The sequence below is a fragment of the Tabrizicola caldifontis genome, from assembly GCF_004762095.1.
Classification (GTDB): Bacteria; Pseudomonadota; Alphaproteobacteria; order Rhodobacterales; family Rhodobacteraceae; genus Tabrizicola; species Tabrizicola caldifontis.
The window spans coordinates 1-12,281 of sequence record NZ_SIJH01000032.1; the positions used below are offsets into that span (position 1 = coordinate 1).

The 12,281-nt window shown below is 65.8% G+C and carries 9 protein-coding genes and 2 pseudogenes; 3 read left to right on the top strand and 8 right to left on the bottom strand.

Going from position 1 to position 12,281, the window contains the following annotated elements:
- Window positions 1-245, top strand: a pseudogene (locus EYB42_RS16750) (lysozyme); the annotation flags it as partial.
- A 197-nt stretch (window positions 246-442) separates the two neighbouring features.
- Window positions 443-1,210: pseudogene (locus EYB42_RS16755) on the top strand (DUF2163 domain-containing protein); the annotation flags it as partial.
- Here the strand turns inward: EYB42_RS16755 and EYB42_RS16760 are convergent.
- From EYB42_RS16760 to EYB42_RS16775, 4 genes are all read right to left on the bottom strand, one after another.
- A complete protein-coding gene (locus EYB42_RS16760; RefSeq protein WP_240784242.1) occupies window positions 1,179-3,890 on the bottom strand; it encodes a DEAD/DEAH box helicase in 2,712 nt (903 codons plus the stop codon). The pseudogene EYB42_RS16755 and the gene EYB42_RS16760 sit on opposite strands and share 32 nt — an antisense overlap.
- A 64-nt stretch (window positions 3,891-3,954) precedes the next feature.
- Entirely contained in the window at window positions 3,955-4,842 is an 888-nt protein-coding gene (locus tag EYB42_RS16765; protein WP_135451225.1) for a WYL domain-containing protein, read from the bottom strand.
- Window positions 4,843-4,998: 156 nt separating this feature from the next.
- On the bottom strand, window positions 4,999-5,202 hold the full coding sequence (locus EYB42_RS16770; protein WP_135451226.1) for a helix-turn-helix transcriptional regulator: 204 nt from the start codon (window positions 5,200-5,202) through the stop codon (window positions 4,999-5,001).
- 428 nt (window positions 5,203-5,630) lie between these two features.
- Window positions 5,631-6,149 (bottom strand): SRPBCC domain-containing protein, encoded by a 519-nt coding sequence (locus EYB42_RS16775; protein WP_135451227.1) that lies wholly within the window; start codon window positions 6,147-6,149, stop codon window positions 5,631-5,633.
- A gap of 95 nt (window positions 6,150-6,244) precedes the next feature.
- Between EYB42_RS16775 and EYB42_RS16780 the strand changes: the two genes are divergently transcribed.
- Window positions 6,245-7,132 carry a LysR family transcriptional regulator gene (locus EYB42_RS16780; RefSeq protein WP_135451228.1) on the top strand — a complete coding sequence of 296 codons (888 nt, stop codon included), beginning with the start codon at window positions 6,245-6,247 and terminating at the stop codon, window positions 7,130-7,132.
- A 300-nt stretch (window positions 7,133-7,432) separates the two neighbouring features.
- Here the strand turns inward: EYB42_RS16780 and EYB42_RS16785 are convergent, their stop codons facing one another.
- Genes EYB42_RS16785 through EYB42_RS16800 form a run of 4 tightly spaced genes read right to left on the bottom strand, consistent with a single transcriptional unit; the run spans window position 7,433 to window position 12,121 of the window.
- Window positions 7,433-7,681 (bottom strand): acyl carrier protein, encoded by a 249-nt coding sequence (locus EYB42_RS16785; protein WP_135451229.1) that lies wholly within the window; start codon window positions 7,679-7,681, stop codon window positions 7,433-7,435.
- Entirely contained in the window at window positions 7,678-8,901 is a 1,224-nt protein-coding gene (locus EYB42_RS16790) for a dihydrolipoamide acetyltransferase family protein (protein WP_135451230.1), read from the bottom strand. The genes EYB42_RS16785 and EYB42_RS16790 overlap by 4 nt, the downstream gene beginning before the upstream one ends.
- Window positions 8,898-10,889 (bottom strand): pyruvate dehydrogenase (acetyl-transferring) E1 component subunit alpha, encoded by a 1,992-nt coding sequence (gene pdhA, locus EYB42_RS16795; protein ID WP_135451231.1) that lies wholly within the window; start codon window positions 10,887-10,889, stop codon window positions 8,898-8,900. Before pdhA ends, EYB42_RS16790 begins: the two co-directional genes overlap by 4 nt.
- Window positions 10,886-12,121: an AMP-binding protein gene (locus EYB42_RS16800; protein WP_240784243.1), complete on the bottom strand. Its 1,236-nt coding sequence runs from the start codon at window positions 12,119-12,121 to the stop codon at window positions 10,886-10,888. Before EYB42_RS16800 ends, pdhA begins: the two co-directional genes overlap by 4 nt.
- Window positions 12,122-12,281: the final 160 nt, after the last annotated feature.

Consider the following 12,281-nt stretch of genomic DNA (forward strand, 5'->3'; position numbering starts at 1 on the left):
CTCGCTCCTCAGGTAATCCAATGCACATGACAGACCGGGGCCTCTTGGCCCTCGTCCGGCACGAGGGAATCGTGCCCGGACCCTATCTCGACGTGAAGGACGTCTGGACTTTCGGCATCGGCCACACCGCCGCGGCAGGTCCGCCCGATCCGGCGCGGATGCCCCGCGGCATGCCCGCCGATCTCGATGCGGGGATCCGCGAAGCCTTCCGGCTCTTCCGCGCCGACCTCGCCGCCTACGACTGATCACGCTCCTGTCCGGTTCGGGCGATGACTCTCCGGCCGCGCTGATCGCCCTCGGCCTCGGCCTGATCGGCCTGCGGGACCGCATCGAACGCGGGTTCCGCGGCGATGATTGAGTTTCTCGCAGGCATGATCGTGGGCCGGGCCATCGGCATCCTGATCGCCGCCCTCTGTGCAGCCGCAGCGCGGGGAGACAGGCCATGAAGTCCCTCCCGCCCGCGCTGCAGGCCCATCTGGACGAGGGCACCACCACACTGTCCTGGTGCTGGCGCATCACCCGGGCGGACGGCGTGACCTTCGGCTTCACGGACCACGACCGGACGCTGTCGTTCGACGGCACCGAGTTCGAACCGGAAAGCGGGCTGACGGCGTCCGAGGTCCGATCCGGCTCCGACCTGTCCGTGGACGCACAGGATGCGCAAGGTGTGCTCTCCTCCGACCGGATCACCGAGACCGACATCCTCGATGGCCGCTGGGACGCCGCAGTTGTCGAGGTCTGGCGGGTGAACTGGGCCAGCCCCGCGCAACGCGTGCTGTTGCGCCGAGGCGCCATCGGCCAGATCCGGCGCGGGCGGCTGGCCTTCGTCGCCGAGGTTCGGTCGCTGGCCCATGTCCTCGGCCAGACGGTCGGGCGGACGTTTCAGGCCAGCTGCGATGCCGCGCTGGGCGATGCGCGCTGCGGCGTGAACCTGGATGCCCTGGCCTTCAAGGGCACCGGCGCGGTGATTGATTTGCTGCGGGACCGGGCTTTCACCGCTTCTGGCCTTGGCGCCTTCGCCGTGGGCTGGTTCGCCTTCGGGCTGGTCGAATGGTCGACCGGTGCGAACGCCGGGCGGCGGGTCGAGGTGCTGTCGCATGACCTCGTCGACGGCGTGGCGATCCTCACCCTGCTGGAAGCGCCCGTGCGCCCGATCATGGCGGCGGATGCCTTCGTGGTCAGTCGGCCTGCAGCAGATCCTCGACGCGCGCGATCTCTTCGGGGCGCGCCGGGCGCAGGTTCAGGTGGGGTGCGATGCCGGCGTTGGTCGCGGCGCCGTTCCGGTCGATCGCAGCGAACTGGAGACGCTCTGAGACGATGTGAGGCTTGCCCGTCGCCGTGGGGCGACCGTCCTGGACGCTGTGCTCCAGAAGAAAAATTGCGGCGATCTCCTCGCCGGGATCCGTGTCGTCGACCAGGATCGCCCCGCGCTTCATGAGGTGATCGTATTGCTCTCGCACGAGGCTGATCACCGCCTCCAGCAGCGGATGACCCGGGCATACGAAGGCCGCGACGGGTTGCTGGTTGATCTTGTTCTTCTCGAAGCAGATCCGCTCATACTTCTTCTGGATCGGCGCGCCGGTGCCCACCTGGCGATCCCGCTCGCGGATGCTGAGCGGGACGTGAGTAATTTCCCATCGGCCTTCCTCACGACGCTTGATCTGGCCGCCGAGGTGCTTGAACGCCTCGACGAAGAAGCTCTGGATATGATGCGGCTGGAGACGCTGCGCCTCGGCCCGCTCCATCTCGATCCGCAGCTCGTGCACGCGGGCGGCGGGCATCGTGTCGTTCGTAAGGGCTCGGCGCTCCAGAAGCTGGAGGAGGTGTTGCTGATCGACCGCGCCGTCAACCGCCTGAAACAGCCTCGCCTTCACGTCCTCTTGCTCGCCGTACTGGATGGCTTCCACCAGCAAATCGCGCAGCGCCGTTCCTTCGAACAGCTCGCCCAGCACGTCGTAGACGCGGCCGCCGAGGGCTTCCCGCGCCGCCTCAAGCTTCTCGAGGAGACGAGCATAGACCTCGCCTTCTCGGGTATCAGCGGCGACGAGGTTCCATAGATGGCAGACCTCGGTCTGACCGATCCGGTGAATGCGGCCGAACCGTTGCTCGATCTTGTTCGGGTTCCAGGGCAGGTCGTAGTTGACCATCAGGTGGCCGCGCTGAAGGTTCACGCCTTCGCCAGCGGCATCGTTCGCGATCAGGACCAGCATGTCCCGATCCTGCATGAAGCGTTCGACGACCTTGCGCCTCTCCTCCCGGGTGACGCCACCATGGATCACTTCGACGGCTCCCGGCTTTCCAAGGCGCGCGCACACCTTTTCCAGCAGGTAGTGCAAGGTATCCTTGGGCTCGGTGAAGATGATCAGTTTGCGGCGGTTTCCGTCGCTGTCGACCATTAGCTCATCGTCGAGGATGCGATCGAGCTGGGTCCACTTGGTATCCTTGCCCGAGCGAAGGACGTCGAGCGCCATGATCTCCAGTCCCTTGAGGGTCTGGACCTCGATCTCGAGCTGTTCCACCGTCTCTGCGGTCGTGGCGCCGGTCGAGATCAGATCCTCGAGCTCATCGACCTCGTCCTGGCCGTATTCGTCGATGTTCTTGAGCACTTCGTCCGGGACGCTCGGCTCGTGGAAATCGGCGCGGCCACCCTTGCGAGCCAGCCTGGCTTCGGCCAGCTCAGCTTCCAGCCTCTCTCGTCTGCGCTTAAGGGACTGGTAGATTGCGGCAGGCGACGAGGCGAGACGACGCTGCAGGATCTGAAGCGCGAAGCCGACATTGTTCCGTTTCTTGCCGTCCTGCTCGGCGAACCGCTGCACGCGGTTCATTTCCGTCCGAACGTACTCCGTGACGGCGCTGTAGAGCCCGGCTTCCTCCGGCGACAGCTCATATTTGACGGTATAGGCGCGCCGTTCCGGGAACAGCGGTCTACCATCGAACTTCCGCAGTTCTTCCTTAGTCAGGCGGCGCATCATGTCGGCACTGTCGGCGTAATGCACACCGTCCCGGAAGCGCCCTTCGAAGCGGTCGCCATCCAGCAGCGCCATGAAAAGCTGGAAGTCCTCCTCCTTGCCGTTGTGTGGCGTAGCGGACATCAGCAGCAGGTGGCGGCAGACTCGGCCGAGCTGTTGGCCCAGCTGGTATCGCTTGGTGTATTTGACGTCACCGCCGAAGTAGCTTGCCGACATGCGGTGAGCTTCGTCACAGATAATCAAGTCCCATTCCGTGGAGGAAGCGAGCTTCTGCTGGAGATCCTCGTTCCGCGCGAGAACATCGAGGCGAGCGATCAGACGGTTGCGGTCATTGAAGACGTTGCCCGAACGCGAGGTCTCGATCATGTCGCGAGAAAGAATGTCGAACTCGAGCGAAAACTTCTCTCCCAGCTCGTCCTGCCATTGCTCGACGAGGCTGCCGGGCGCGACGACCAGACAGCGTTCGAGATCGCTGCGCGCGATCAGCTCCTTGATCAGGAGGCCCGCCATGATGGTCTTGCCGGCTCCCGGATCGTCGGCAAGCAGGAAGCGAAGCGGCTGCCGAGGCAGCATTTCGCCGTAGACGGCCGTGATCTGATGCGGAAGCGGGTCCACGAGGCTCGTGTGGATCGCCAGATACGGATCGAAGTAATGCGCGAGCTTGATCCGGTTCGCTTCGGTGACCAGCCGCAGAAGACTCGCGTCGGAATCGAAGGACCAAGCTCGACCTCGTTGCTCGACAGAGAGCCGGTGCTCGTCATCACGATACAGGGTGGTCTCCGAAACGCTGCCGCCGGACACCCGGTACACAAGGTTGATCGCCTGATCGCCGATCCATTCGACCGAAACCGCTTCAACTGTCTGGTTCGGGACCACGCCCGCAATCGACGCTCCATTCCTGATGTCTTCGAGCCTAGTCACTCCAAGACCTCGCAAATCTTCGGTGGCATTCTTTCGGCATGGTCTTCATCGTGAATCCGTTCTTTCATACAGCGCGCCTTTGCTCGTCGCTTGGCCGAGCACTATTCAAAATTTCATCACGGTTGAGTAAGATGATCTGCTGATCCTGTGGCTTCCGGGCTGCCGGGTTCGTATCGAGCCCAAGCCGTCTCAACGCATAGTAGAGGAGCGCGCGCCTCACCTTGATCTTCGCCTTGCCGCCCCGCATCCCGTAGTCGAGCGCGATGACCTTGGCCTGCGTCTCCGAGAGGTCAGGGTGGGGGCCGACCTCCAGGGTGACCTCGGAATGCCAGTCGCGATCTTCGTCGGCCGATGTGGCGCTCTCCCGCGATCCGCGGATGTCGATGATCCGCGAAAGCAGGAAGTCCTTGAAGCAGTCATCGGTCAGGCAGAACGCCCGCGTGTGCCAGCGGAACCCGTCGAATGCGATGGCATGGGGCGCGATCCAGCGCCAGCGCGGCTCCGGGCTGGACAGGGACTGATACTTCACCTCGATCGCCTCGGCGCTACGGATGGCGGTGACGACCGAGCGCAGAGTCACCGGATCGACGCCACGCACGGGCGTCGGAGCGGCCGCATAGGGCGGGAGATCGGCGATCCAGGAGTCGTCGCGGTCGAGGATCCCGTCGGCGACCGACCGCAGCTGGGCGAGGTAGCGACTGGCATCGGGCTCATGGAACTGCGGCCGGAAGCCGGAGCCGCGGACATAGGTCCGCGCGCTCTTGTCATAGAACATGTTGTCCGGCGCCATTCCGATGTAACGGTTCAGGTCGGTGGACGCCTGGTTCACCGAGACCCCGAACTGGTCCATCAGATCGCTGCGGTTCACATGTCCCTCCCAGAACAGGCGGAACTCTATGAACTCGAGACGCTGCTCGACGCCCCAGCGCAGTTCCGACCTCTCCCGCTCCATTTCGCGCTCCCGCCTCGGCCATGCGCATGTTTACTATGCGCACCCATTTACTGGGCCTGAGGCGAGGCTAGCCGAGGGGGTGATGTGGCGCAATCGAAATGCGTCGCAGATCAGGGATTTGCCGCCCGTCCAGCGGACGGGAGGGCGGCTATGGCGTCAAGAGAGCTGGACCTGCTGCTCCGCGGTTGCCTTGATGGCCTCCAGCTCGAAGGCCTCGATATCGCAGACGCGATAGACCACCCGCCCACCGAGCTTCATGTAGGCCGGACCCTCGCCAGCCCACCGCCACCGTTCGAGGGTGCGGTGCGAGATGGTCCAGCGGTCGGCGAGTTCCTTCTGCGTCAGGCAGTTACGCTTCATGTCTTCCTCCATTCGAGCAACTCTACGTGGTTGCGTCCGAACGAAGGCGTGAAAGGAAATGCGAGGCAAGTCAGTTGGTTGCGCACATCCACGCATTGCCGCTGGTCTGGCGACGGCGGTCGCCTAGACGACGAGCTGCGCGCCCGGACTGGCCGTCCCCGGACCTGCGTATGCGAGAGAAAACGATTGATCATCGCGCTGTGACGAGGGCGCTCGTGGCACTCGGCCAGCGTGCGACAGCGAAACGCTGAGCCGAGATTTTCGGTGACTCATTCCCTCCGGGCAAGAGCACGCAAGCGGCCCAGATACCGGCCAGCGAAGTGATGCACTGCCACCCCCGGCTTTCGCAAGCGATGAACCGAGGCCCGGCAGGCAAATGGCCAGCCTGCCCCGACCGCAAGACCCAAAGACCACAGGGGCAGCCGGCCTCAGCCAGCGCCTTGCTTCCTCTGGCCCGCCACCGTCTCGGCGCGCGCCTTCAATCCTGCATTCGCGCTTTCGAACGCCTCGCGGAACTGGTGCACATCCATGACCCACAGAAGGACACCGTGGAAGCGTTCACCCTGAATCAGCAGGGTTCCGCCATTCTCAGCCGACAGCAGGAAATAGTGCTCGCCATCGAAAATGCCCGGCAGGCCGAGGCGACCCAGCCAGCGCAGCTGGCGCCCAGGGTCGGCGACCAGGATTTCGGGGTGGAAGGTGATCCTTCCGCCCGACGGCGTGCCCATCGTCAGCCCGACCCGGTCGCCTTCGACGAAGTGCCCCTCGACGTGATGGATGTTCGGGCTCCAGCCCTGGTGCTCGACCGGATCGGTCAACAGGGCCCAGACGGTCTCGGGTGGCGCGGCGATGAAGATTTCCGTTTCGAAACCGTCACTGGGGGCAAGGGCGAATGCCAGGCCAAGGGCGAGTGCAAGAACAGCGGTGGCGCCGAAAAACGTGGTCATGTCAGGGTTCCGTGTTTGGGGGGGCGCCACTGGAATACGACCGACCGAGTCATTCTGAAATTGAATAAAGAAAATTACCAGCTATAGAGAAATGCATGATCAACACTCCGGTTCAGTGGGACCACTGGCGCAGCTTCATCGCCGTTGCCGAAGAAGGCAGCCTGTCGGGCGCAGCGCGCGCCCTGCGCCTGACTCAGCCGACCGTGGGACGGCACATCGACCTTCTCGAACGGGCCGTCGGGGCCGGACTGTTCCTGCGCGCGCCACATGGCATGTCTCTCACCGATCTGGGGCGCGATCTGCTGCCTGAGGCGCGGGCGATGGCGGCCGCGGCGGCGGCCCTGGAACGCACGGCGTCGGCACCGCTGGATGCCGGCCGCGGCATCGTGCGTCTGACGGCCAGCGAGGTGGTGGGGGCCGAGATCCTTCCGGGTGTCCTGAGCCCGCTGCTGGCCGCGCATCCCGGGCTTGAGGTGGAACTTGTGCTTTCGAACCGCAACGAGGATCTTCTCAGGCGCGAGGCCGATCTTGCGGTACGCATGGCGCGGCCTGCACAGTCCGGGCTGGTGGCCCGCAGGATCGCCGTGGTGCGGATCGGGCTTTACGCCCATGCGCGCTATCTTGCGGCCCATGGCACGCCACAGACCCCTGCGGACCTGGCCGGACACCTGCTGATCGGGCCGGACCGCGACGAGGGCCCGCTTGCAGCAATGGCGGCTGCGGGACTTGACCGCAGGATGCTGCGTTTCCGCTGCGACCGCGAGGCCGCACAGCTGAACGCATTGCGCGCTGGGTTGGGGATCGGCGCGGCGCAGGCCGGAATCGCGCGCGCCTGTCCCGATCTGCGACCGGTGCTGCAGTCGCAGTTTGACTTCCGCCTCGACTGCTGGCTGGCGATGCACGAGGATCTGCGGGCAAGTGCGCGGGTGCGGCTGTTATTCGATCACCTTGCAGCCCATCTGCCTGACGCTCTGGCGGGATAACCCTGGCAATGGCAAGTCGCCCAGAACGGGCTTTACGTCTAGCATGACGGGGTGACTGCATTCGGCTGAAGGCCAGGACCGTTTCGCCCGTACCAGGCATAGCTTGCAGGCAGTCGGCCTGACCTTTCCGGCTTTGGCGATATTAAGACCCCGCTGCTCGCGCCGTTGCCGGGCTGATCTGCGCCACGGCAAGGTGGCACGCCCCTTCGAACCGGCAGGGGTGAACAAGACCAGGGATCTGGCCGGTCGGACAATCCCGAATTCGGCGCGGCACCGAAGGCCGCGCTGGTGTGCAGCGGATCAGCGGCGGGCGCCCAGCTTTTCGGCCAGATAGGCGGCTGCCTTGGCGGGGGTGGCAAGCCGCGGATAGTCGGGCTCCGGGATCGGCAGGCCGAAACGCTTGTGCAAGGCGCTGACGAGGTTCAGGAAATCCATCGAGTCAAGCCCGAGGTCATCCTGAAGGTGATCGTCGTCGCCTATCGATGCCGCATCCAGATCGGGGGCAACCGAGGTCAGTTCTTCCAGAAAGGCTGCGCGCAGATCGGTCATGGGATGTCGGGCTCCTGCAAGAGGCGGGCGATCTCGCCCAGGAATTGCGCACCGCGGCGTCCGTCGCTGATGCGGTGGTCGGCGGCAAGGGTGGCGGTCACGGAAAGGCGCGCGACAATGGCGCCGTCGAGGACAACAGGTTTCAGGCGTGGGGTGCCGAAGCCCACCAGCGCCACCTGCGGCGGGTAGATCACGCCGGTCAGTGCATCGACTCCGGTTTCACCCAATGAAGAGACGGTGATCGTGCCCTGGGTGATCTCGCTGTTCCTCAGCCGACCGGTGCGGGTGCGGGCAACCAGATCCCGCATGGCGTCCATGATCGCATCCACATCCATGGCTTGCGCGTCAAGTATGGCCGGCGCGATCAGGCCGCCGCCCCGCATGGCGATGGCAAGACCGCAATGAACGGCGGCCGCAGGGGTGAAGGGGTCCGCCTCGAACCGGCCGTTGAGTTCGGGCACCTTTGCCAGCGCCCCGACCGTGGCGCGGACCAGAAGCGCCCCCAGCAGCAGGCGCCGGTCAGGCGTGCGATCGGCATTGACGGCGGTCAGCCGCTCCTGCGCGGCCTGCAGGTCGATCTCGTGCGTCAGATAGTAATGCGGGATCTCGCGTTTCGAGCGGCTCATCGCGGTGGCGATGGCGCGGCGCATTTCGGCCATGTCAAGGCCGGGCTTGCCCGTTGGGGCCGGAGGCTCTGCCGGCAAGTGGGTGGCGGCCTGCTCCACATCCGCAAGAAGCACCGCGCCACCGGGACCGCTGCCGGGAATGGCCCCCAGATCCACGCCAAGTTCCACCGCACGTGCCCGCGCGGCGGGAGAGGCCAGCACCGGCCCCATCCCGGCCGCGGCCGTCGGGGGTGACGATGCTGGGGGTGGTGCGGAGGGCGCTGCAGGGGCAATCGGCGCCGGGGCGGGCGGGGGTGACGGCGCCGCCGACTGTGGCGCGACCGGTGGCTGTGGGGCCGATGGCGACGGGGCCATCTCGCCCTCCGAAGCCAGCCGGGCAAGCGGCGCGCCGACAGGCAGGGTCTGGCCGACCTCGGCAATCAGCTCCTCGATTCGCCCCGGCTGGAAGATCTCGATCTCGATGGCTCCTTTCTGGGTCTCGACCACCGCGACGACATCCCCCTTCTTCACCTGGTCGCCGGGTTTGACCAGCCATTCGACCAGCTTGCCCGCCTCCATGTCGGCGCCCAGCGAGGGCATGGTAAAGATGCTCATGGCGTCACCCCCGGCAGGGCCCGGACAGCGGCGACGATATCGGCCACCTGCGGCAGGGCGGCAGTTTCCAGGTGTTTCGGGTAGGGCACCGGCACCTCGGCAGCGCAGACCCTGGCGACAGGAGCATCGAGATGCCAGAAGCAGGCCTCCTGCACGCGCGCGGCGATTTCCGCCGAAAGCGAGCCCGTGCGCCAGCCTTCATCCACAACCACTGCCCGCCTGGTGCGACTTACGGAAGCAACCAGCGTTTCGTCATCCAGCGGGCGCAGCGAGCGCAGGTCGATCACCTCGGCCTCGATCCCGTCCTTCGCCAGCGCCTCGGCGGCCTCCAGCGCCTTCCACAGACTGAAGCTCCAGGCTATCAGCGTCACGTCGCGGCCCAAACGGCGGATCACGGCACGATCGATGTCCACTGCGCCAGCATTCGCGGCGATCCGGCCTGTCATGTTGTAGAGCATGACATGCTCCAGCACGATCACCGGGTCGGGATCTTCCAGAGCGGTGGCCAGCATCCCGCGGGCATCCTCAAGCGTGGCAGGGGCAACAACGCGCAAACCCGGAATATGGGCGAAGAACGCCTCGAGGGAATGCGAATGCTGCGCCGCAAGCTGCCGCCCTGCCCCGGTTGCCATGCGAATGACCAGGGGAACTCCGAACTGACCGCCCGACATGTGGCGTATGGTGGCGGCGGTGTTCAGGATCTGGTCCAGCGCCAGCAGCGAGAAGTTGACCGTCATGATCTCGACGATCGGCCGCATCCCCACCAGCGCAGCCCCGATCCCCGCGCCGGTAAAGGCGGATTCGGAGAGCGGCGTGTCGCGGATGCGGTCGGGGCCGAATTCCTTGAGCAGCCCCATCGAGACGGCATAGCAGCCGCCATAGGCGCCGATGTCCTCGCCCATCATGAACACGCGGGGGTCGCGCAGCATGGCCTCGGTGATCGCGGCGCGGCAGCAGTCGCGGTAGGTCGTGTCCACCATCCGGTCAGGCGCCGGCACCGCGGGCGGCGCGGGCCGGGTTTCGGCGACGACATGGCGGGTCAGATCCTCCACCGGCTCCCACGGGGCCTGTTCGCAGGCCGCCACCGCGTTCCTGAGCTGCGCCTCGACCTCGGCCTCGATGGCCTCGACCTCCTCCGGGTGCATCAGCCCGTTGTCCAGAAGCCAGGACTGGAAGCGGGTGATCGGCGAGCGCTTGCGCCATTCCGCGACCTCGGCCTTGTCGCGGTATTTCTCGGCGTCGAACATGGAATGGGGCCGCGTGCGGTAGGTGCGGCATTCCAGGAACTGCGGGCCGCTGCCCGCCCGCGCCGCCTCGACCAGCCGTCGCGCTGCGGCCTCGACCGCCACCACATCGTTGCCGTCCACGCTTTCGGCCGGCATCCCGTAGCTGGCGGCGCGGGGGGCGAAGTCGGGGTTGGCCTGCACCCGGGTGACGGCCGTGCCCATGGCGTAAAGGTTGTTCTCCAGCACGAAGAGCACCGGCAGTTTCCACAGCGCGGCAAGGTTCATCGACTCGTGAAACTCGCCCTCTGCCAGCGCCCCATCCCCAAAGAAGCAGACCGTCACGCGGTTTTCGCCCTGCATGTGGTCGCCCAGCGCAAGGCCCACCGCCAGCGGTAGTCCGCCGCCGACGATGGCATTGCCGCCGTAAAGGTTGGTCTCGGCATCGAAGAGGTGCATCGACCCGCCGCGCCCGCCCGCGCAGCCGGTGGCCTTGCCGTACATCTCGGCCAAGGCTGACTCCATGCTCATGCCGCGCGCCAACGCATGGCCGTGCTCGCGGTAGGTGGAAACCACCCTGTCGCGCGGCTCAAGCGCCGCCGCAACGCCGACCGCAACGGCCTCCTCGCCATCGTAAAGGTGCAGGAAACCGCGGATCTTTTCCTGGGTATAAAGTTCGTAGCACTTCTCCTCGAAGCGGCGGATGCGGATCATGCCACGCAGAAGGTCGCGGGCATGGGTGTGATCGAGCCTGACCTTGGTCATCGTGCATCCCCTTCCAGCGTGGACAGGTCACCCTCTGGCAGGCCCAGTTCCCGGGCGCGCAGCAGCCGCCGCATGATCTTGCCCGATCGCGTCCGCGGCAGGCTGTCGCGGAAGACGATCTCGCGCGGAGCGACGGCGGGACCGAGTCGCTTGCGCGCGTGGCCGCGCAGTTCACGTTCCAGCGCCTCGCCGGGTTGATACCCGGCCTTGAGGATCACGAAGGCCTTGACCACCTCGCCCGCGGTTTCGTCGGGAATGCCGATCACCGCAGCCTCGGCCACGGCGGGGTGTTCGATCAGCGCGCTTTCCACCTCGAAAGGGCCGATCAGGTGGCCCGAGGACTTGATCAGGTCGTCGGCCCGACCGACGAACCAGTAATATCCGTCGCTGTCGCGCATCGCGAGATCGCCGGTCAGATACCAGCCCCCCGCGAAGCATTTGGCATAACGCTCTGGCTGGCCAAGATAGGCCCGCATCATCGAAGGCCAGCCGGGTCGCAGCGCCAGTTCCCCGATGCTGCCGTCGGGCTGTTCGATCACGCTGTCGCCCTCGCGCGTCACGATCCCGGCCTCGACTCCCGGCAGCGGCTTGCCCATCGCACCGGGCTTGATATCCATGTCGGCCGTGTTGGCGATCATGATGCCGCCGGTTTCCGACTGCCACCAGTTGTCGTGGAACGGCAGGCCCAGCACCCGCTGCCCCCAGAGGACACACTCGGCATTCAGGGGTTCACCCACCGATGCCAGAAAGCGAAGCGACCTGAAATCGTGCCCCTGGGCAGCCGCGTCGCCCGCCCGCATCATCATGCGGATCGCGGTGGGTGCGGTGTACCAGACCTGCACCCTTTCCCGTTCAAGGATCGAATACCAGCGGTCCAGATCGAATTCGGCCTCGTCCACCACCATGGTCACGCGGTTACACAGGGGCGATATGATCCCGTAGCTCATTCCCGTGACCCAGCCGGGATCGGCCGTGCACCAGTAGATGTCGCCCGGCCGCAGGTCGAGTGCGAGGCGCCCGGTCTCGGCATGGGCGACGACGGCCTCATGCACATGCACGACGCCCTTCGGCAGGCCCGTTGTGCCAGAGGTGAAATGCAGCAGCGCCATGTCCTCGGGCTGGGTGGGGTGCGTCTCGAACCGGTCGGGCACGTCGGCCATGGCGGGGCCCAGCGCGACACAGTCTTCGGGTGCGGTATCGCCGATGATGAGGACCAGCCTGAGCCCCGGCATGCTGGCGCGCCACTCGGCAACCTTGCGCGCATATGTTGATTTCCACCCAGAACTGAGCCGGGTAGGCGTATAATTTCCACTGAGAATTGAGCCATGTGAACCTTCCCCCAGAGCGGTGAGCGGCGGGGGCAACGGAGTGATCCACATGGGACTTTTGAAC